This window comes from Reyranella humidisoli (assembly GCF_019039055.1).
In the GTDB taxonomy this organism is placed as follows: domain Bacteria; phylum Pseudomonadota; class Alphaproteobacteria; order Reyranellales; family Reyranellaceae; genus Reyranella; species Reyranella humidisoli.
In genome coordinates this window covers 1,809,574-1,830,592 of record NZ_JAHOPB010000001.1, presented here as the reverse complement: position 1 = coordinate 1,830,592, position 21,019 = coordinate 1,809,574, and the positions used below count along the sequence as shown (strand labels likewise).

The following is a 21,019-nucleotide window of genomic DNA, read 5'->3' as shown; positions in this document are numbered from 1 at the left end:
GGAGACAGTGTAGCGCGTCTGTAACCGGGCGCGACTCCCTCTCTGGGGAGAGGCGTGTATCCCGAAATGCCTAGCGAAGGTGGCAGGAGACCTGGTGGCCTGGTGCGATTTCGCGGAGCGAAGGAACTTCCACCTTGCAGCGGGCCACCGCATAGGGGCAACGGGTGTGGAAGTGGCAACCCGATGGCGGCTTCACCGGACTCGGCACGTCGCCTTGGAGCACCAGCTTCTTGCGCTTGATGGCGGGGTCCGGCACCGGCACGGCCGACAGCAAGGCCTCGGTATAGGGGTGCTGCGCATTCGTGAAGATCGAGCGCGTGTCGGCATATTCGACGATGCGACCGAGATACATGACCGCGATCTGGTGGCTGATATGCTCCACCACGGCGAGATTGTGCGAGATGAACAGGTAGGAAAGGCCGCGCTCGCGCTGCAGGTCCATCAGCAGGTTGATGACCTGGGCCTGGATCGAGACGTCGAGCGCCGACACCGGCTCGTCGCCGACGATGAGCTTCGGCCCCAGGGCAAGCGCGCGCGCGATGCCGATGCGCTGGCGCTGGCCGCCCGAGAACTGGTGCGGGTAGTTCTTCATCTGCGCCGGACGCAGGCCGACGCGGGCGAACAACGCCGACACCTGCTCCTGACGGTCCTTGGTATTGGCCACGCCATGGACCAGCAGCGGCTCGCCCACGATGTCGCCCGCCGTCATGCGCGGGTTCAGCGAGGAGAACGGGTCCTGGAAGATGATCTGCATTTCCCGGCGATAGGGGCGCAGTTCCGACTTGGACAGGCCGATGATCTCCTTGCCCTCGACCTTGATCGAGCCCGAGGTCGGCTCGACCAGGCGCATGGCGGCACGGCCGGCCGTGGTCTTGCCGCAGCCGGACTCGCCCACGAGACCGAGTGTCTCGCCAGCATTGACGGTGAAGGACACGCCATCGACGGCATAGACCTGCCCGACCGTGCGACGGAGCAGGCCCTTCTTGACCGGGAAATGCTTCTTGAGGTCGGTGACCTCGAGGACGGGGGGATTTGCGCTAACCATGGGTGTGCCAGCAAGCCGCCCAGTGAGCGGGCTGCTTCTCCTCGTAAACCGGACGTTCGCTGCGGCACTTGTCGTCCGCCCTGTTGCACCGGGGGGCAAAGGCACAGCCGGGCGGCAGATCGAACAGCGGCGGCACGATGCCGGGAATTTCCTGCAGGCGCTCGTTCGAGCGATCGGTCTGCCCGCGCATCAGGTCGAGGCGCGGGATCGAATTCATCAGGCCGACCGTGTACGGGTGAAGCGGCTTGGCGAACAGCTCTCCCACGGTCGCTTCCTCGACCTTGCGGCCGGCATACATGACGATGACCCGGTGCGCCGTCTCGGCCACGACGCCGAGATCGTGGGTGATCAGGATGACCGCGGCGCTGAACTCGCGCTGCAGTTCCACGATCAGCTCCAGGATCTGGGCCTGGATGGTGACGTCGAGCGCGGTCGTCGGTTCGTCGGCGATCAGCACCTTCGGGTTACAGGCCAGCGCCATGGCAATCATCGCACGCTGGCGCATGCCGCCCGAGAGCTGGTGCGGATACTCCTTGGCGCGTTGCGCGGGCTCTGGAATGCGGACCAGGTCCAGCATCTCGATCGCCCGCTTCATCGCCGCCTTGCGGTCCATGTCCCGGTGCAGGATGAGCGCCTCGGAAATCTGCTTGCCGATCGTCATCACCGGATTGAGCGACGTCATCGGCTCCTGGAAGATCATCGAGATCTCGTTGCCGCGCACGTCGCGCATCTCCTCCTCGGAGATCTTGAGCAGGTCCCGGCCGGCCAGCCGGATCGAGCCCGAGACGATGCGTCCCGGCGGTTCCGGGATCAGCCGCATCAGCGAGAGCGCGGTCATGCTCTTGCCGCAGCCGGATTCACCGACGATGGCCAGGGTCTCACCGGCGGCGACCTCGAAGTCGACGCCATCGACCGCCTTGACGATGCCCTGGCGCGTATAGAACCACGTGCCGAGGTCGGACACTTCCAGAAGTGAACTCATGTACGCTGTCTCGGATCGAGGATGTCGCGCAGGGCATCGCCCAGCAGGTTGGTGCCGAACACCGTGAGGCTGATGGCGACACCGGGGAAGATCACCAGCCACGGCGCCGTTCGCACATATTCGGCCGCCGATTCCGAGAGCATCCGGCCCCAGGACGGATACGGCTCCGGGATGCCGAGGCCCAGGAAGGACAGCGACGCCTCGGTCAGGATCGCCGAGCCGAGCTGGGCGGTGCCGAGGACGATCAGCGGCGCCAGCGTGTTGGGCAGGACGTGCCGGACGGCGATGCGGATCTCGCCCATGCCGATGGCCCGGGCGGCCTCGACGAAGGGCTGTTCGCGCAGCGACAGGGTGCTCGACCGCACGACGCGCGCCACGCTCGGCACCAGCGGGATCGCGATCGCGATGATGGTGTTCTGCAGAGACGGCCCGAGTGATGCGGCCATGACCAGCGCCATCACGAGGAGCGGCAGCGACTGCATGATGTCCATCAGGCGCTGGGTCGCCAGGTCGACCCAGCCGCCCAGGAAGCCGGACATCAGGCCGATGACGACGCCCAGGATGCCGCCCAGCAGGGTCGCGCCGACGGCGACGGCCAGCGAGATGCGCGCGCCGTAGACGATGCGGCTGAACATGTCGCGGCCCATGAAGTCCGCCCCCAGCCAGTAGGTGCCGCCCGGGGTGGCCAGCGAGGCCCGCGAGTTCGTCGACAGCGGGTCGTGCGGTGCGATGACGTTGGCGAAGAGGGCCGTCAGCACGAACAGCAGGACGAGGATCGCGCCCACCGCGCCGAGTGGATAGCGCCGGGCCAGGAAGCTGGCCTGACTCCAGAAGCCCGATACGTTGGCGCCGGCCTTGGCCAGAGCGGCATCATGATCGATGACAGCCATGGGCGCCTCAGTCCGCGTACTTGATGCGAGGGTCGAGAGCCATGTAGGCCATGTCGACCAGGAAATTGACGACGACCACGCAGAAGGCGATCAGCATCACCAGGTTCTGCACGATCGGATAGTCGCGCCACAGGATGGCCTCGACGAGGAAGCGCGCCACGCCCGGGATGTTGAACACGGTCTCCGTCACGATCAGGCCGCCGACGAGAAACGCCGCCTCGATGCCGATGATGGTGACGACCGGCAGCAGGGCATTGCGGAGCGCGTGCTCGTAGTTGACCGTGGTCTGCGAGGCGCCCTTGGAGCGCGCCGTACGGATATAGTCCTGCCGCAGCACCTCGAGCATGGACGATCTCGTCAGTCGCATGATCAGGGCCGAACTTCGGAACCCGACCGCGGCCGCGGGAATGCTGAGCAACAGCATCTCGTCGATGAAACTTCGCGGTTCGTTGGTGTAGATCGGGATCATGCCGAACCACTGCACCGATGCCATCAGGATCAGCAGGCCGAGCCAGAAAGAGGGAAGCGAAAGGCCGCTCAGGCTGATGATGCGCAACAGATAGTCGACGACCGAATTCTGCCGGACGGCGCTGATGACGCCGAGCGGCACGCCGAGGATGACCGAGAAGAACAGCGCAAGCCCGGCCAGCTTGGCGCTGATCGGGATGCGTGGTGCGATCTCCTCGAGAGCGGGCCGCTCCGACACGTAGGCAAAGCCCAGGTCGCCGCGCACCAGACCGCCGATCCATTGCAGGTACTGATCGAAGATCGGCCGGTCGAGGCCAAGTTCGCGCGCGATCTTGGCCTTTTCCTTCGGATCGGCGATGCCCGCCGAATCCACCAGGATGTCAGCGATGTTGCCGGGCACCAGACGCAGCATGACGAAGATGAGCACCGACATTCCGAAGAGTGTCAGAACCATCAATAGTACGCGGCGGGTAAGATACGCTCCCATCCTCGTCGTGCCTCCGTCCGGTGGGCCGGTTTACTTGTCGAGCCAGACGTCTTCGAGACGCCAGCCGTTGTAGATGCTGTTGTGCTGGAGCACGAGGTTCTTCACCGCCGGCGCCCAGCAGGTGTTCGCAACACCATGCGTGATCGGCGGACGCGCCGCGTCCTTGAGCAGGGCCTGCTCGATCTTCGACACCAAGACCTTGCGCTTGTTAATGTCGGTCTCGGCGGACTGCTCGTCGATCATCTTGTCGATCTCGGGGTTCTTGTACGCCGTGTAGTTGCGATCCGACGTGCTGTAGAAGTTTTCGTAGAACACGCCATCCGGATCGTCGAGGCCGGCGCCCGTCAGGTTCATGCCGACCTGGTAGTTCTTCTGCTGGATCTTGTTGTACCAGATCGTGGTGTCGATCGGCTCCAGCTCGGCATCGATGTAGATCTGCTTGAGCTGGTCGATGAGGATGACGGCCGGATCGCGATAGATCGCGATGTTGCGGGTCGCCACCTTGATCTTGAGCGGCTTGTCGGGGCCGTAGCCCAGCTCCTTCATGATCCCGCGCGCGACCTCGCGGTTCTTCTCGATGTCGGGCCCGAAGCCGGGAAGCTTCTGCAGTTCGTCCTGCGTCATGCCCCAGACGCCGGCCGGCGGCGGCAGCATCGTCGCGCCGCGCAGGTCATTGCCCTGGGCCAGGATGTCGCTGAACGGCGTGCGGTCGAGCGAATAGACAAGCGCCTCGCGCAGCTTCGGATTGTCGAACGGCGGGGCGTCGCGATTGACCAGCAGGTTGCTGTGGACGTTCGTCGGCCGCGCTTCGCAGATGGCGTCCGCCTTCTGGCCCTTGACGTCCTTCAGTAGCGGGAAGGTGATGTCGGAATCGAAAGTCAGGTCGAACTCACCGGCAACGAACCCGAGCACGCGGGTGCTGCGGTTCGGCACGATCTTGAACTCGATGGCGTCGAGATAGGGACGTCCCTTCTTCCAGTAGTCGGGATTGCGCACCAGCTTGATGGCCTCGTTGCGCTTGAAGTCCGCAACCTTGAAGGGACCGGTACCGATCGGCTTGGAGCGCATCACGCGCGAGTCGACGTGACACGGATAGACCGGCGCATAGCCGGCCGCCAGCATCGACATGAACGACGGCTGCTGGCGCTCCAGCGTGAACGTCACCTCGTTGTCGCCGTTGGTCGTGACCTCCTTCAGGTTCTTGTACCAGACCTTGCGCGGGTTCTTGCGGATGATCTGCTGCTTCTCGTCGGCACCGCTCAGGGCGTCCCACGTGCACTTCACGTCGGCGGAGGAGAACGGCTTGCCATCATGCCACTTCACGCCGCTGCGCAGCTTGAACGTGAGCTTCGTCTTGTCGCTGTTCCACGACCAGCTCTCGGCGAGATCGGGCACGATCTTGTCGGGGCTGTTGATCTTCTCCTTCGGATCGAAGAACACGAGATTGTTGAACACGCCCATGAACGGCATGTTCACCGAGATGGTCGCTTCCTCGTGAATCGATGCACTCGGCGGATTGTCGCGATGGGATATCCGGAGTGTTCCACCCTGCTTCTGCGCAAAGGCGGGAGCAGAGATGACGACGGCGGCCGCCAGGCCGCCGGCAATGATTGCCAAGCGTTTACGCATTTTCTAATCCTCCCAGAGGCACGCTCGTTGGCGTGTTTCTTCTTCCCCGTTGCGGGAGAGGCTATCACATCGTGTGCGATGGCCAAGCCTTAAAGCGCAGGCCCCTTCAGTTCTATCTGGTTGCCTTCCGGATCACGGAAATAGACCGAGGGACCGTTGCCCTCGGCGCCGTAGCGCTCGACCGTTTCGCCGACCGATATGCCGAACGGCGCGAGTTGCATGACGATGGTGTCACGATCGAACGGCTCCACGCGGAAGCAGAGATGATCCATGTTCGGCGCGGTGGCCGGGGCGTCCGATGCGATCAGGTCGAGCATCGAGGCGCCGGCCCGCATCTGGACGAGGCTCAACCGCTCGATGCGGCGTTCCTCCCGAAAACCCAGCGCCTGCTCGTAAAAACGGACCATGCCGGCGAGGTCCCGCACGCGTAGCACGACATGATCGATGCGTTCGACATGGAAGGTCATGACGAATAGCCTCCTTCGGGCAAAAGCACGAAAAACACGGAGGAGAGAATGGCGTTCGCAGTCAATGCCGCCAAGGCGCGCCTGAAGAAGAACGAACTGTCGATCGGGATCGGCATCCGGCTGGTCCGCAACGTCGACATCGTGAAAGTCATGAAGGCGGCGGGCTTCGACTGGCTGTTCATCGACCTCGAACATGGATCGATGTCGATCGAGACGGCCTGCGAAATCGCGATCGCTGCGCAGGACTCCGGCATCGCGCCCATCGTGCGCGTACCGTATGGCGAGCTCACGATGGCGACGCGCGTCCTCGACGGCGGCGCCCTGGGCATCGTCGTCCCACATGTCGATACGCCGGAGGAGGCGAAGGAGATCGCCGACAAGCTGCGCTACCCGCCGCGCGGCCATCGTTCGGTGGGCGGCGGCCAGGCGCAGTTCGACTACGAGCCGATGCCGCTCGGTGAGATGACGACGAAGTCGGACGAGAACACGCTGATCGTGGTGATGATCGAGACGCCCAGGGCGGTCGAGAACGCCGAGGCGATCGCGGCAGTGCCGGGCATTGATTGCCTGCTGGTCGGCTCGAGCGACCTGTCGATGGAAATGGGTATCCCCGGCGACACCGGCAATCCGAAGGTCCAGGCCGCCGTCGACAAGGTCATCGCCGCCTGCCGCAAGCACGGCAAGTGGCCCGGCATGGGCGGCGCCTACACCGAGGAACTGCTCAAGATCTACACCGACAAGGGCATGAAGTTCCTGCTGGCCGGCAACGATCTCCCGATGCTTACCGGTGCCGCCCGCGCGCACCAGGCGAAGGTGCGCGCGTTCCAGAAATGACAGCGAAGCTGTCATCCCGAGCGTAGCGAGGGATCCTTGTCTATTCTGAACCGTGCGGGCTCTCGCGCCTCAGAAGGCGCTGCCGCCCGCCAGCGCTAGGGCGTTGCCCTAGCGCTTCCCTTCGATCTCGATTTCGACGAGGTGCGGCTTGCCGGACTTGAACGCGGCCTCGACGGCCGCCTTGATGTCGTCGGCCTTGGCGACATAGGTGCCGGCGACGCCCATGCCCCTTGCGAGGTCGACGAAGCCCATGGTCGGGCCCGTCAGGTCCATGTGCATGTAGGGCTTGTTCGATTTCACATCGAAGCGCTGGCGATACGCATCGATATTGTGCTTCAGGACGCGATACTCGCGGTTCGCCAGGATGACGAACACGATGGGCAGGTCGTGATGCGCCGCCGTCCACAGCGCCTGGATAGAATACATCGACGAGCCGTCGCCCGAAACGCAGAGGATCGGACGCTTGGTCTGCGCGACCGCCACGCCGATGGCGCCGGCCAGCCCCTGGCCGATGCCGCCGCCGCGACCGCTGTAATAGTCGCCCGGTCCGTTGAAGGTGAAGGTCTTGAAGAGGTCGAGGTTGGCCGTGATCGTCTCGTCGACCACGACGACATCGCCGGGCGAGCCCGCGCGAATCTCGGCCATGGCGCGCGCCATCGAGGTCGGCGTGCGCGACCAGGCCTTCTCGACGCGCGCCTTCTGCGCGGCATCGTCAGCGTCCTTGCGCGCCTTCATCGCGCTGTTGCGCTTGGCGGCTGCCGCGGCATCGCCCCCCGTCAAGGCGGCATCAAGTGCCTCGAGCGCGGCGCCGGCATCCGCGACGACGCCCGCATCGAGGGAGAAGTTGTGAGCGAGCCGCGACGCCCCGCCCTCGATCTGCAGCACCTTGGTGCCGGGCGCGAACGGCGAGCCGGCGGCGTACCAGACTTCCTCGAAGAACGGCCCGCCCACCATCAGCACGAGGTCGTTGCCCGCGAGCTGCTTGGCGATCCCGGTCGCATCGAAGGCCAGCGTGCCGCAATAGGCCGGATGATCGGTCGGGAAGGAGTTCTGGCCGCGCAGACCCTCGAACCACACCGCGGCGCCGAGCTTGTCGACCAGCTTTACCAGCGCCTTGTCGGCACCGGCGCGGGCAACGTCGTCACCGGCGACGATGGCCGGGTTCCTGGCGGCCGCCAGCAGCTTCGCCATGGCGGCAATGCCCGCCGGATCGGGGCGCGTGGCGCTGTAGGAATGGCCGGGCTTGCCGGCGGGAATCGAAGTCTCCTGCTCCATCACGTCGATGGGCAACGCCACGAAGACCGGACCTGCCGGCGCCTCGTTGGCGATCTTGAAGGCGCGCTGGAGGATCGGGCCCAGCTCGTCGGCGCGCTCGACCTGCACGCTCCACTTGGTAACGGGCGCGGCGATCGATGCAAGGTCATGGCCGAGGATGGGATCGCGCAGGCGCATGCGCGTGTCCTGCTGGCCGGCCGTCACGACCATCGGCGAGTTGTTCTTGAGCGCGCTGTAGATCGCACCGATCGCATTGCCGAGGCCCGGCGCCACATGGAGGTTCACGAAAGCGGTCTTGCCGCTGGCCTGGGCATAGAAGTTGGCGGCGCCGGTCGCGACGCCCTCATGCAGGTGCACGATGTAATCGAGCTGCGGATAGTCGGGCAACGAATCGAGCAACGGACTCTCGGTCGTCCCCGGATTGCCGAAGATGCGATCGACGCCGTGATTGATGAGCGTCTCCAGAAGGACCTGACGTCCACGCATTTTATCTCTCCCTTTCAATGTCCCTGCTTCGCCCGCAGCGCGTCCAGCGCCCGGTCGACAAATCCCAGCCGGTCCTGGCCCCAGAAGCGCACGCCATCGACGATGAACGTCGGCGCCCCGAAGACCTGCAGCGACTCGGCCTCGCGCGTGAAGGTCCGGTAAGCCGCCTGCACCTCGTCGCTCATCTCGGCCTGGTTCAGCGCGCGGCCGTCCATCCCGTTCTCCTCCGCGATCGCGATCCGCACCTCGGCAGATGCCGTGTCGCGCTCCTCGGCCCACAGGGCGCGCAGCAGCGCATGGCTCAGCCGGAAGGCATCGAGACCGCGCAACTGCGCCGCGATCACCATCCACCCGGGCCGCTTGTTCCAGTCTGGATCGGCGACCTTCTCCGGATAGTAGCGAGGCTTCAGCGCCAGCGGCATCTGCAGGTAGCGCCGCCAGCGATCCAGTTCCTCTTCGTGATACGAGCGGCGGGCCGGCGGCCGCGTCCGGAGCGGTACGCCACCGGTCCGCGGAACGATCTCCTGGAAGTCGAACGGCTTCAGGACCAGCCGCACCTTGTGGCGCCGCACGATGTCCTCAAGCTGCGGGCCCATGAAATAGGCCCAGGGGGAGGACAGGCTGTAGAAGCACGGCAGTTCAATCATGCGGTCGGCCCTGCTAAGGAAATCCGTGGAGGGTCAGAAGCACGGCATGGACGGTGTTGTCGAGCGGCATTCGGCGGGTTTGGACGCGCTCGAGAAGATCGCGCGTCACGACCTGGCGCGGTTGAACTATCCGCCAGCCAACTGGGTGCCCGAGAAGATCGGACCCGACGGCAGGCCTGTCCTCGACGTGCTCGTCGTCGGCGCCGGCATGTGCGGCCAGACGGTCGGCTGGGGTCTGACCCGTGAGGGCATCCGCAACATCCGTGTGATCGAGCGCAACACCCATGGCCACGAAGGGCCGTGGAACACCACGGCGCGCATGCCGATCCTGCGCTCGCCCAAGCATCTCACCGGCCCCGATCTCGGCGTGCCCTCCCTCACCTTCCGCGCCTGGTACGAGGCGCAGCACGGCGCCGAAGGCTGGGAGAAGCTCTACAAGATCCCGCGCCTCGATTGGCTTTCGTACCTGCTGTGGGTGCGCAAGGTCGTCGACCTGAAAGTCGAGAACGGCGTGTCGCTGCTCAAGGTCGAGGCGGCGGGCGATTTCCTTCGGGCGAGCCTGTCGACCGGTGAGACGGTGCTGACGCGCAAACTCGTGCTCGCCAACGGCCGCGACGGATCGGGTGGCTTCCGCTGGCCGTCGCTCCCTTCGTTCGATCCGGAGCACCCTTCCCGCGCGGGCCGCGTCTATCACACGCTGGAAGAGATCGACTTCACGCAACTCGAGGGCAAGCGCCTCGGCATCCTGGGCGTGCTCGCCACCGCGATCGACAATGCCTGCACGGCGCTGGAGGCCGGCGCACGCGAGGCAATCTGCTACGCGCGGCGGCCGCACCTGCCGCAGGTGAACAAGTCGAAGGGCGCGTCTTTCCCGGGCTTCCAGCGCGGCCAGGGCATGCTGGACGACGACTGGCGCTGGAAGATCTACACCTACATGCTGGCCGCCGGCTCGCCGCCGCCACACGAATCGGTCCTGCGCGCACAGAAGCTGCCGGGCTTCGCCTTCCGCTTCGCCGAGCCGTGGCTCGACATGAGCGTCGACCAGGACGGCGTGACGGTGAAGACGGCCAAGGCGACCGAACGCTTCGACGCCGTCCTGATTGGCACCGGCTTCGACATCGACCTGGCGCGGCGGCCCGAAATCGCTTCGTTCGCCGCCAACGCCACCCTGTGGGGCGACCGGCGCTCACCCGAGGACGCGCAGGCCAACGCCGAGGCCGCGCGCTATCCCTATCTTGGCCCGGGCTTCGAGCTGGTCGAGAAGGTGCCGGGCGGCACGCCACACATGGGCGACATCCATCTCTTCAACTGGGGCAGCATCCTGAGCCACGGGGCGCTGGCCGGCGACATTCCCGGCCTGTTCGTCGGCTCGACGCGTCTCGTCCAGGCGATCTCGCATGCGCTGTTCCGCGCGGACGTCGAGCGGCACGTGCAGAACATGTTCGCGCAGGAAGACCCGGAGCTGGCGCCGACGGACTATTTCGTGCCTCGCGACAAGCGGTCGGGCACGCTCTGAAGGGGAGAGAGACATGCAGGCGGATTATGTCGTCGTCGGCGCGGGATCGGCCGGCTGCACGGTTGCGGCGCGCCTCAGCGAGACCGGCGCCTCGGTGATCCTGCTGGAGGCCGGCCCCAGCGACTGGCACCCGATGATCCATATCCCGGCCGGCATCCGCTCGTTGATCCGCAATCCGCTGGTGAACTGGAACTTCACGACCGAACCGGAGAAGGGCTCGGGCGATCGCCGCATCGAATGGCCGCGCGGCCGGACGCTGGGCGGCTCCAGTTCGATCAACGGCATGCTCTACGTGCGCGGCGCGCCCGCCGACTTCGACAACTGGGCGCAGATGGGCTGTCGCGGCTGGAGCTACGACGACGTGCTGCCTTTCTTCATGAAGTCCGAGCAGTACGTGCAGGGCGGTGACAAGGAGGTGCGCGGCCAGGACGGCCCCCTCAAGGTCGAGGACTATCGCACCATCCTGCCGCTCACCCATCGCTTCGTCGAAGGCGCGCAGCAGGCGGGCTTCCCGTTCAATCCCGACCTCAACGGCAAGACACGCCACGGCGTCGGCTATTCGCAGATGACCCGGCGTGGCCGCTGGCGCGGCTCGACGGCGCAGACCTATCTTCGCGAGGCGCGCGGCCGTCCCAATCTGCGGGTCGAGACCAATGCCCAGGGCGGCAAGCTGATGTTCGAGGGCAAGCGCTGCGTCGGCGTCACCTTCCAGCGCGGCGGCACCCTCACCGAGGTACGCGCCAACCGCGAGGTCATCGTCTCGGGCGGCGCCGTCAACTCGCCGCACATCCTGCAGATCTCCGGCATCGGGCCGGCTGAGCACCTGCAGTCGCTCGGCATCCCGGTCGTCCACGACCTGGCCGGGGTGGGCGCCAATCTGATCGACCACTATGTCGTGCGCGTCGTGCATCGCGTGAAGGGCGCGGAGACGGTCAACGAGGTTTCGCGCTTCCCGCGCGTGCTGCCGGAAGTCCTGCGTTTCGCCTTCACCGGCCGCGGCGCGCTCACCTTTGGCGTGACCACGGCACAGGTCTTCTGCGACAGCCGCGAGGGGCTGGCCTCGCCCGACCTGCAGCTCCTGTTCACGCCCGGTAGCTCGCATCCGTTGAAGTTCGGACAGCTCGACGAAAAGCCCGGCATGAGCTGCGTGGTCTGCGTCGTGAAACCCGACAGCCGCGGTACCATCATGGCGGCCTCGGCCGATCCCTTCGCCCGGCCGCACATCAAGCCGAACTACCTCACCACCCACACCGACGAACTGGCCCTGCTGGGCGGCTTCCGTCATGCGCGCCGCATCTTCGAGGCCCCCGCCCTGACCCAGCACAGCACAGGCGAGATCCAGCCCGGCCCAGATGTGAAGACCGATGCCGACCTGCTGGCCTACGCCCGGCGCGCCGGCAACACGCTCTACCATCCGGTCGGCACCTGCAGGATGGGCGAGGATCCGCGCGCCGTCGTCGATTCGCGCCTGCGCGTTCGCGGCCTTCAAGGCCTTCGTGTCATCGACGCCTCGGTGATGCCGACGCTGACGACCGGCAACACCAACGCCCCCACCATCATGATCGGCGAGAAGGGCGCGGCGATGATCCGCGAAGACGCCGCCGCCTGATCGTCCGGTGACCAAGATCGACTTCAGGAAGACGCTGGCAGCGCTCTACGCCGCACCCGCCGGCCGATTCGTCGAGATCGACGTGCCGACGCTCGACTTCGTGAAGATCGATGGCGAAGGCGATCCCAACAGAGCTCCCGCCTACCGGCAGGCGATCGAGTGGCTCTATCCGGTGAGCTACGCGATGAAGTTCGCCGCAAAGGCGATCGGGAAGGATTACGTCGTGCCGCCGCTGGAAGGCCTGTGGTGGGCCGACGATCCGGCGGACTTCGTGGCCAGGCGCAAGGAACGCTGGCGCTGGACCATGATGATCATGGTGCCCGACTTCATCGAGCTTTCGTTCTTCGACGCTGCCGTCGAGAAAGCCGGCAGGAAACTCGGCGACACACCGTCGAGCCTGCGGTTCGAGACGCTTACCGAAGGCCGCGCGCTACAGACACTCCACGTCGGCAGCTACGATGACGAAGGCCCCACCCTCGCCCGTCTGCACGACGAGATCATGCCGGCCCAGGGCCTGACTTTCGCCGGGCCTCATCACGAGATCTATCTCAGCGATCCCCGCAAGACGGCCGCTTCCAAGCTCAAGACGATCCTGCGCCAGCCGGTGAGATGTAGAGGTCCTTCGCTGCTTTCCGAACGACCTCACCCTGAGGAGCGAACGCAGTGAGCGTCTCGAAGGGTGGGAACGCGCACCGCGCCTGTTGCCCATCCTTCGAGACGCGCGCCTGCGGCGCGCTCCTCAGGATGAGGCGGTGGTGTTGCCCTGGACGGAAGCGTTCAGCGAATCGGCGGGGCGTACTGCAGGCCGCCCTGGGTCCACAGCGCGTTCTGGCCGCGCGGGATCTTGAGCAGCGAGCCCGAGCCGACGTTGCGCTCGAAGCTCTCGCCGTAGTTACCGACCTGCTTGATGATGTTGTAGACCCACTTCTCGTCGACCCCGAGGGCCTTGCCCATGCCCGGCGTGACTCCGAGGATGCGCTTGATCGCAGGATTGTCGCTCTTCAGCATCTCGTCGACGTTCTTCGAGGTGATGCCGTACTCCTCCGCTTCCAGCATCGCATACTGGGTCCAGCGCACGATGTCGGCGAACTGGTTGTCGCCGTGACGCACGACCGGTCCCAGCGGCTCCTTCGAAATGACTTCCGGCAGGACGATGTAGTCGTCGGGATTGGGCGCATTGGCAATGCGCGTCGCGTAGAGGCGGGCCTGGTCGCCTGAATAGGCGTCGCACCGGCCATTGAAGAAGGCGCTGCGGCTCTGGTCCGGGTCCTCGAACAGGACCGGCTTGAAGCTCATTTTGTTGGCGCGGAAATAGTCGGCGATGTTGAGTTCGGACGTGCTGCCCGTGAGCACGCAGATCGAGGCACCGTTCAGCTCCCTGGCGCTCTTCACGCCGAGCTTCTTCGGCACCATGAATCCCTGGCCGTCGTAATAGGTGATGCCGACGAAATCGAGGCCGAGCGCGGTGTCGCGCGTCAGTGTCCAAGTCGAGTTGTTCGACAGGAGGTCGACCTCGCCCGCCTGCAGCGCGGTGAAGCGCTGCTGGCCGGACAGTGGCACGTACTTCACCTTCTCGGAATCGCCGAACAGCGCGGCGGAGACTCCACGGCAGATGTCGACGTTCATGCCGGTCCACCTGCCCTGGTTGTCGACCACCATGAAGCCCGCGATGCCGCCCACCGCCACGCCGCAGACGAGCTGGCCGCGTGCCTTCACCGCATCGAGGTCCTTGCCGGCCATCGCCGGTACCGCCGGCAGGGCAAGCGCCGCACCGAGCGCCATCGCGGCGAACATCTTCTTCATGGAACGTCCCCTCTTCCTGTCCGGCTCACTCGATCTTGGCGCCGACCGTCTTCACGACGTCGGCCCACTTCGCGCGGTCGCGCTTCACGGTCGCCTGGAACTGCTCGATCGTTTCATAGCGCGGCGTGTTTCCGAGCTCGACCAGCTTCTTCTGGACGCCGGCATCGGCCAGCGCCGTCTTGATGGCGAGGTTCATCTTGAGTGCAATCGCCGGATCGAGGCCCTTCGGCGCGAAAAGGCCAAACCAGGTATAGCTGTCGAAGCCCGGCAGGCCCGCCTCGTCGATCGTCGGCACGTCGGGAATGGCCGGCACGCGCTGCTTGGTCGAGACGCCCAGCAATCTCATCTTGCCGGCCGCCGCCTGCGGCATGGCGATCTGGACCTGGGCGAAGATGCAGCAGGTGTCGCCGTTCAGCACCGACTGGATGGCGTCGGGCGAACCCTTGTAGGGCACGTGCACCATGTCGAGTCCGGCCTTGGCATTGAACTCGGCGAAGGCCAGATGCGTGCCGGCGCCGTTGCCGGTCGAGGCGTAATTGTACTTGCCGGGTGCCGCCTTTACCTTGGCGATGAAGTCCTTCACGTCCTTGGCGTCGATCGCCTTGGGATTGATCGCCAGCACGTTAGAAACGTCGACCAGCGTCGAGATCGGCGTGAAGTCCTTCTCGGGATCGAACGGGAGCTTGCTGTAGAGCGCGGCATTGATGCCATGCGTTCCGGCCGTGCCCAGCAGGAAGGTGTAGCCATCGGGCCTGGCGTTCGCGACGAATTCGGACGCTACGTTCCCGCCGGCGCCGGCCTTGTAGTCGATCACGATGCGCTGGCCGAGCGCCTTGTCGAGCAGCGGTTGCAGGACTCGCGCGACCACGTCGGTGCCGGAGCCCGGCGGGAACCCCATGACGATGGTGATGGGCCGTGTCGGCCAGTCCTGAGCTGCTGCGGGAAAAACGGCGGATGCCGCACAGAGAAAAAGCGCCGTGGCGCCAAGCAGAAATCTGCGCACTGTGATCTCCTTCGAGTTCGATACTATGCTCATGCAAGAAACGGGGAAAATCCATGGGTTACATGACCGACGAGCGCCGCATGATCCAGGAGACGGCGCGCGCCTTCGTCATGAAGGAAGTGCTGCCGGTCGCGAACAAGCTCGATCCGGAGAAGGGCGACATCCCGCCGGAGCTCATCCAGAAGCTGGCCGACATGGGCTATTTCGGCATCGTCATCCCCGAAGAATATGGCGGCATGGGCCTCGGCGTCTTCGAATACTGCCTGATCGCCGAGGAACTGGCGCGCGGCTGGATGAGCGTGGCCTCCATCATCGCCCGTGGCAATGGGCTGAGCGCCGGCCGCGGCATGACCGAGGCCCAGCGCGCCGTCTTCCTCCCCCGCGCGGCTCGCGGTGAGTTTCTCGGCGCCGCCGCCATGTCCGAGCCCAATGTCGGCTCCGATCTCGGCAGCATCTCCTGCCGGGCCCGACGGGACGGCGACGACTGGGTCGTCACCGGCAACAAGTACTGGTGCACCTTCGCCGACGGCGCCGACTACATCATGCTGGTGGCCCGCACCTCCGACGCGCCCGATCCCAAGCGCAAGCATGTCGGCCTCTCGTCCTTCCTGATCGAGAAGCCGAGGGGCACCCTGCCGCCGGGCGTGAAGGGCTCGCCCATTCCCAAGATCGGCTATTTCGGATGGAAGACCTGGGAGCTGGCCTTCGACGAATGCCGCCTGCCCGGCTCGGCGCTGATCGGCGAGGAAGGCCGCGCCTTCTATTACATCTCGGCCGGCCTGGAGCGCGCCCGCGCCCATACCGCCGCCCGCGCCATCGGCCTCGCGCGCGGCGCGCTGGAAGATGCCACCGCCTATGCGCAGGAGCGCCGCCAGTTCGGCCAGGCGATCGGCGAATTCCAGAACACGCGCTTCCGCCTCGCGCGCATGGCGACCGAGATCGAGGCGTCGCGCCAGCTCATGTACTTCGTCTGCGACGAGATCGACCAGAAGCGGCGCTGCGACAAGGAAGCGGCGATGGTGAAGTTCCACGCCTCCGAGATGGCCGAGCGCGTCACCTCCGAGGCGCTGCAGGTCTTCGGCGGCGCAGGCTACACGACTCTGCACGCCGTCGAGCGCTACTGGCGCGATGCGCGCCTCACCAAGATCTTCGAGGGTACCTCGGAGATCCAGCAGCGCATCATCTCCGACCACCTGCTCGGCAAGCAGAAGGCGTGAGGCCGATGGACGTCGACACCTTCATCCAGACCGCACCGTCCCTGCGCTTCGCCTTTTCCATCAAGGCCAAGGTGGGGCCGATCCAGGATCTCGGCCAGACGGCGCGCGGTCATCGCCGCATCATCGACATCCTGGGCGGCGAGGTGCGCGGTCCCCGGCTGGAGGGCGAGATCCTGCCAGGCGGCGCAGACTGGCAGATCGTGCGGCCCGACGGCACGATCGAGGTCGTCGCGCGCTACACGATCCGCAGCGCCGCCGGCGCCATGATTTTCGTCCAGAACGACGGCCTGCGTGTCGCGAGCCCCGAGGTGCTGGAGCGCATGACCCGAGGCGAGGCGATGCCCCCGGGCAGCTACCACTTCCGCACCGCGCCGCGCTTCGAGACGTCGGAGCCCACGCTCAAATGGCTGGAACGCGCGACCTTCGTCGGTGTCGCCACCCGAGCGCCCGACCGCGTCGCCATCGGCTTCCACGAAGTGCTTTAGAGCCTTTCGGGACAAGATAGAATCACCTCGCTCTTCAACAACGACCTCACCCTGAGGCGCGGTCCGTAGGACCGCGTCTCGAAGGGTGGGCACACGCACCTCATCTGTTGCCCATCCTTCGAGACGCACGCCTCCGGCGCGCTCCTCAGGATGAGGTCTGTGGGTCAATCTGAGACGGAAAGACCCTAAGGGCGTACCGGCCGCTCTTTCTTGCGGCATACCTCGGCGACACGGGGCGCGATCAGGGACGCGAACCGGGCGGCGCCCTTCGCGGAGAAGTGCTCGCCGTCAGCGAAGTCGTCAGGCGCGAACTGCTTCTCGTCGAGTGCGATGTAGGTGTCGCCCAGCGCCCCGGCCTCGCGTTGCAGGAGGCCGTTCAGCCGCATCAACAGGGCTTGCAGATCGCCTACCCTCAGATAGGCGCTCCACATGCCCCTGCGGCCACCGGATTTGACGAGCGAATCGAAATCGAAAACCTCGCCGATCCAGAGGGTCGCAACGACTCGCTCGCGGTTGATCGAAGAGATCGTCCGGACATTGCGCAGGAATATGGCCTCGAGCGCAGGATCGGGATCGGCGCTCGCCTTCCCTCCTGGGTTTGGCGGTGCCCGGACCGTATCGAAGGCAAAGGCGGCCAGGCGTCCCAGCAGGCGCAGCAGCGGGGAAAACTCCGGCAGGGCACGTTCGACGCGGCGAGCCTCCAGTGCGTCGACGAGCTGTGGAGTCTGATGATTGGCGAAGCCGGGATCGAGATTTGCGGTGTGGGAGCCGTTGATGTCCGTCCCGCCGACATAGTAGACGGCGCAGTCCGGCACGGTGTCGTAGGCGCTTTGATAGAAGGCCGTCCGGATCGCGATCTGGACACTACTGTTGGCGGTCACGCCATGGTTCAGCACGGCGAAGCGATCGACGCCCAGCAGGCTTTCCAACCGCTCGGACCAGGTCTCACCGTCCGCGATGGCGAGATCCTCGGTCGTCGATCCACCGAACACGGCGACGACCGTCTTGTCCCGCAATTCCGCGGATGAGCGCTCCCGCCCGCGCAATCCCTGCGAATCGACCCGATAGCTACCGCGCGAACCCTGTGCGGTCGGTACATTGGTCGCCTGCAGGAGCGGATGCCACACGCGCTCCACCTCGCGCGGCGCGTTGGCCGGCATCAGGTCGCTGTCGGCCAGGTCGTGTCGCACCATCGCCACGGAGCCGAATCCAAGGCCGATCTCGACCGCCGCCAGCGACAGCACGATCATCGCGATGCGCGGCCAGCGTGAGCAGACGATGCCGAGCCCCAGCAGGGAAGCGAGATAGGCGAAGTACCAGCTCCGCGGCGAGCCCGGCGGCAGTCCGGTGGCGAGCCCATAGGCCCACGTGAGCGCGACGGCCAATGCCGCCAGGACCAGCGATGCGAGCACGGCGATCGTCCGCTCGAAGCGACGGGGCCTTGCCAGCCCGACATGGGATGCCATCCAGCGGATCATGTACCCGCGGGGATATCACGCGGACGAAGGCCTCACAAAAGGGACGGCGCGAGGCTCAGCGGCCCAGCAGACTGGCGCGAACATGCGCCCAGAAGCCGGGATCGCGTGGCGTCGAGCGGCTGGCCGCCGCCATCTTGCGGTAGAGGTCGCCGAGCGAGCGCTTGCCGGCGTCGGACCGCAGGCGGGTTCCGTCGGCGCCGGGCTCCAGCGTCAGCTCGCGCGTATGGAAAACCTCGAGCCCCGGGCGGTGGCCGATGCTGACGACCGATGTCTCCGGCAGCTCCTCGATCAGGAGCTTCATGACGTTTTCCTGGCCGGCCTCGTCGAGCGCCGACGTGGCCTCGTCCATGAAGATCCAGTCGGGCTTCTGGACCAGCACCCGGGCGAATGCGACGCGCTGCTGCTCGCCGCCGGACAGGATGTGATCCCACCGCTCGGTCTCGTCGAGACGGTCGCGCAGATGATCGAGGCCGACCTTGTGCAGCATGTCCTTGAGAACGTCGTCGCTGACGCCTTCCGGCTCGGCCGGATAGAGCATCACGTCGCGCAGCGTTCCCAGTGGGAAATAGGGCTTCTGCGGCATGAAGGTGATGTTGCCGGTCGGCAGATGGATGGCGCCGCGGCCCCACGGCCAGACGCCGGCGACCGCGCGCATGATCGTGCTCTTGCCGCTGCCCGACTGGCCCCGGATCAACACCCTCTCGGCGCGCTGGATCTCGACTTCGGCCTCGGCGACGAGCATCTCGCCGCTGGGCCGCGCCACGCCGAGTTCCCGCATGATGAGCCGGTCCGATTCAGCCGGCGGATGGACCACGATCCGCTCCTCGTCCGCCATCTCGCTGCTTTCTTCGAGGTCGGTAAGCGCCACGTGCAGATGCACCAGGCGATCGGTCGAGGCGCGCCACTCGGCGAACTTCGGGAAGTTGTCGATCAGCCAGGACAGAGCCCACTGCACGCTGGAGAAGGCCTGCGCCGTCTGCATCAGGCCGCCCAGCGCGATCTCGCCACCGAGATAGCGCGGCAGGGCGACGATCAGCGGCACGATGGGCGCGAGATAGGCCAGCGAGCTGGTGAGCAGCGACAGGTTGCCCTGGCCGCGCGTCTGGACATTCCAGGCTGAACGCAGGTCGAAGAGCGAGCCGCGCAGCCGCTCGCGCTCGTCGTCCTCGCCGCGCATCAGGGCGATGCCCTCGGCATGCTCGCGCGCGCGTGTCAGGCCGGAGCGAAAATCGGCCTCGCGGCTCTGGCGAATGTTGCCGGCGTGGATCAGGCCGCGGCCCAGGAAGTAGGTCAGCAGCGAACCGACCAGGGCGTAGGCCACGGCAGCCCAGACCATGTAGCCCGGCAGGTTGAACTCGAAGCCGAACAGCTTGATCGGCATCGTGCCCGACAGGATCCACAGCACGCTGAGGAAGGTGAAGAGCTGCAGCACGCACTGCAGGATGCTCTGGGCGAACTCGACGGCGAATTCGGTCGAAACGCGGATGTCCTCGGCGATGCGGCCGTCAGGATTGTCGACCTCGTCGGCCAGCATGCCGAGCTGGTACTGGCGGCCCCCGTTCAACCAGCGCTGGACGGTGACGTGCGACAGCCAGGAGCGCCAGTTGATCTGCAGCCGGCGCTTGACGTGAAGCTGGATCGCCACCGCGACGCCCGCCGACGCGACGATGGCGGCGAGCATCCAGAGCAGCTCCATGAGCTGCCCGACGTCACGCTTGTCGAGGGCGTTGAAGAAGTCCCTGTTCCAGATGTTCAGCCACAGGGCGATGCCGACATTGGCCGCACCCAGCACCACGAGACCGCCGGTCAGCGACCAGGCGACGGCGCGATATCCCGGCGCCGTCCAGTAACCACTGGCAACGGCGGCGAAGGCGCGTATGGAGCTGTGCGGTGTATCCAATTAGTCGCGGAAGCCCGGATCGATCCGGTCGAGCTTCCGCAGGAGAGCCGGCCAGTCCAGCAGGCCGAACGGCCGGCGGGTCTTCGGCTGATAGTTCTTGTAGGTCGCGTCCACCACGTCGGCGGGGACGTCGATCAGCTTGGTGTTGCACGACATGGCCGCGAGCTGCGTCTTGCAGCTCAGCTCCAGCCGGTGCATGGCGTTGAATGCCTCGGGAATGGTCGCGCCGGTCGTCAGCAGACCGTGATTGCGCAGGATCAGGGCGTTGTTGTCGCCCAGGCTCTTCACCAGCGCCTCGCGCGCCGCGAGATCGAGAACCACACCGTCGAAGTCGTGATAGCTGATCTTGGCAAAGCGCATCGACGTCTGCGTGTTGGGCAGCAGGCCGCATTCCATGGTCGAAACCGCCATGCCGGGCCAGGTGTGCGTGTGGATCACGCAGGCGACCTCGGGCTTGGCCATATGGATGGCGCTGTGGATCACGAAGCCCGCGCGGTTGACGCCGTATTCGAGCCCGCCGCTGAACTCCGGGCGATTGAGGATGTTGCCCTCGTGATCGATCTTCAGCAGGCTCGACGCTGTGATCTCTTCGTACAGAAGGCCGTAGGCGTTGATCAGGAAGGCATCGGGCTCGCCCGGCACACGCACCGAAATGTGGTTCGCGATCAGATCCGACATGCCGTACAGGTCGATCAGCCTGTAGCAGGCGGCGAGATCGACGCGAGCCTGCCATTCTTCGGGCGACACGTTCGACCGGAGATTGGCGACTTTGGAAGTTTTGAGGGCGTGCACGGCCAT

The 21,019-nt window shown here is 65.8% G+C and carries 19 protein-coding genes; 6 read left to right on the top strand and 13 right to left on the bottom strand.

From position 1 onward, the window contains the following. Window positions 1–70: 70 nt before the first annotated feature. From KQ910_RS09020 to KQ910_RS08995, 6 genes are all read right to left on the bottom strand, one after another. The gene (locus KQ910_RS09020) at window positions 71–1,045 is read right to left on the bottom strand and encodes an ABC transporter ATP-binding protein (RefSeq protein ID WP_216958504.1); all 975 of its coding nucleotides are present in this window, start codon (window positions 1,043–1,045) and stop codon (window positions 71–73) included. Then, window positions 1,038–2,027 carry an ABC transporter ATP-binding protein gene (locus KQ910_RS09015; RefSeq protein WP_216958501.1) on the bottom strand — a complete coding sequence of 330 codons (990 nt, stop codon included), beginning with the start codon at window positions 2,025–2,027 and terminating at the stop codon, window positions 1,038–1,040. The genes KQ910_RS09020 and KQ910_RS09015 overlap by 8 nt, the downstream gene beginning before the upstream one ends. After that, complete coding sequence (locus tag KQ910_RS09010; protein ID WP_216958498.1) at window positions 2,024–2,917, bottom strand: ABC transporter permease; 894 nt, start codon at window positions 2,915–2,917, stop codon at window positions 2,024–2,026. Before KQ910_RS09010 ends, KQ910_RS09015 begins: the two co-directional genes overlap by 4 nt. 7 nt (window positions 2,918–2,924) lie before the next feature. Next, the gene (locus KQ910_RS09005) at window positions 2,925–3,872 is read right to left on the bottom strand and encodes an ABC transporter permease (protein ID WP_216958495.1); all 948 of its coding nucleotides are present in this window, start codon (window positions 3,870–3,872) and stop codon (window positions 2,925–2,927) included. Between the two features lie 30 nt (window positions 3,873–3,902). After that, entirely contained in the window at window positions 3,903–5,501 is a 1,599-nt protein-coding gene (locus tag KQ910_RS09000; RefSeq protein ID WP_216958492.1) for an ABC transporter substrate-binding protein, read from the bottom strand. 89 nt (window positions 5,502–5,590) lie between these two features. Next, window positions 5,591–5,968, bottom strand: coding sequence for a VOC family protein (locus tag KQ910_RS08995; protein WP_216958490.1), 378 nt, complete (start codon window positions 5,966–5,968; stop codon window positions 5,591–5,593). A 48-nt stretch (window positions 5,969–6,016) separates the two neighbouring features. Here KQ910_RS08995 and KQ910_RS08990 point away from each other — a divergent pair, with 48 nt between their 5' ends. Continuing rightward, window positions 6,017–6,802, top strand: coding sequence for an HpcH/HpaI aldolase family protein (locus tag KQ910_RS08990; protein ID WP_216958487.1), 786 nt, complete (start codon window positions 6,017–6,019; stop codon window positions 6,800–6,802). A gap of 108 nt (window positions 6,803–6,910) precedes the next feature. Here the strand turns inward: KQ910_RS08990 and KQ910_RS08985 are convergent, their stop codons facing one another. Together KQ910_RS08985 and KQ910_RS08980 are read right to left on the bottom strand one after the other, a co-directional pair. Next, entirely contained in the window at window positions 6,911–8,563 is a 1,653-nt protein-coding gene (locus KQ910_RS08985) for a thiamine pyrophosphate-binding protein (protein ID WP_216958485.1), read from the bottom strand. 14 nt (window positions 8,564–8,577) lie between these two features. After that, on the bottom strand, window positions 8,578–9,210 hold the full coding sequence (locus KQ910_RS08980; RefSeq protein WP_216958482.1) for a 2-hydroxychromene-2-carboxylate isomerase: 633 nt from the start codon (window positions 9,208–9,210) through the stop codon (window positions 8,578–8,580). A 46-nt stretch (window positions 9,211–9,256) separates the two neighbouring features. On the opposite strand from KQ910_RS08980, the gene KQ910_RS08975 reads away from it, so the two are divergent. From KQ910_RS08975 to KQ910_RS08965, 3 genes are read left to right on the top strand one after another with little or no spacing between them, the layout of a single operon-like run. After that, entirely contained in the window at window positions 9,257–10,726 is a 1,470-nt protein-coding gene (locus KQ910_RS08975) for an FAD/NAD(P)-binding protein (protein ID WP_216958480.1), read from the top strand. A gap of 13 nt (window positions 10,727–10,739) precedes the next feature. Further along, a complete protein-coding gene (locus KQ910_RS08970) occupies window positions 10,740–12,335 on the top strand; it encodes a GMC family oxidoreductase (RefSeq protein WP_216958478.1) in 1,596 nt (531 codons plus the stop codon). Between the two features lie 7 nt (window positions 12,336–12,342). Further along, window positions 12,343–13,002, top strand: a complete 660-nt coding sequence (locus KQ910_RS08965) for a GyrI-like domain-containing protein (RefSeq protein ID WP_216958475.1) — start codon at window positions 12,343–12,345, stop codon at window positions 13,000–13,002. Between the two features lie 110 nt (window positions 13,003–13,112). Here KQ910_RS08965 and KQ910_RS08960 read toward each other — a convergent pair whose 3' ends face one another. Both KQ910_RS08960 and KQ910_RS08955 read right to left on the bottom strand, forming a co-directional pair. After that, on the bottom strand, window positions 13,113–14,138 hold the full coding sequence (locus tag KQ910_RS08960) for an amino acid ABC transporter substrate-binding protein (protein ID WP_216958473.1): 1,026 nt from the start codon (window positions 14,136–14,138) through the stop codon (window positions 13,113–13,115). 25 nt (window positions 14,139–14,163) lie between these two features. Then, window positions 14,164–15,141, bottom strand: coding sequence for a Bug family tripartite tricarboxylate transporter substrate binding protein (locus KQ910_RS08955; protein WP_216958471.1), 978 nt, complete (start codon window positions 15,139–15,141; stop codon window positions 14,164–14,166). Window positions 15,142–15,194: 53 nt separating this feature from the next. Here KQ910_RS08955 and KQ910_RS08950 point away from each other — a divergent pair, with 53 nt between their 5' ends. Together KQ910_RS08950 and KQ910_RS08945 are read left to right on the top strand one after the other, a co-directional pair. Further along, window positions 15,195–16,358 (top strand): acyl-CoA dehydrogenase family protein, encoded by a 1,164-nt coding sequence (locus KQ910_RS08950; RefSeq protein WP_216958469.1) that lies wholly within the window; start codon window positions 15,195–15,197, stop codon window positions 16,356–16,358. A gap of 5 nt (window positions 16,359–16,363) precedes the next feature. Beyond that, on the top strand, window positions 16,364–16,843 hold the full coding sequence (locus tag KQ910_RS08945) for a DUF3237 domain-containing protein (protein WP_216958466.1): 480 nt from the start codon (window positions 16,364–16,366) through the stop codon (window positions 16,841–16,843). A gap of 185 nt (window positions 16,844–17,028) precedes the next feature. Here KQ910_RS08945 and KQ910_RS08940 read toward each other — a convergent pair whose 3' ends face one another. The 3 genes from KQ910_RS08940 to KQ910_RS08930 form a co-directional block, all read right to left on the bottom strand. Continuing rightward, window positions 17,029–18,309 carry an SGNH/GDSL hydrolase family protein gene (locus tag KQ910_RS08940; RefSeq protein WP_216958464.1) on the bottom strand — a complete coding sequence of 427 codons (1,281 nt, stop codon included), beginning with the start codon at window positions 18,307–18,309 and terminating at the stop codon, window positions 17,029–17,031. 67 nt (window positions 18,310–18,376) lie between these two features. Next, entirely contained in the window at window positions 18,377–20,221 is a 1,845-nt protein-coding gene (locus KQ910_RS08935) for an ABC transporter ATP-binding protein/permease (protein WP_216958463.1), read from the bottom strand. Next, a complete protein-coding gene (locus KQ910_RS08930) occupies window positions 20,222–21,019 on the bottom strand; it encodes a class II aldolase/adducin family protein (protein WP_216958462.1) in 798 nt (265 codons plus the stop codon).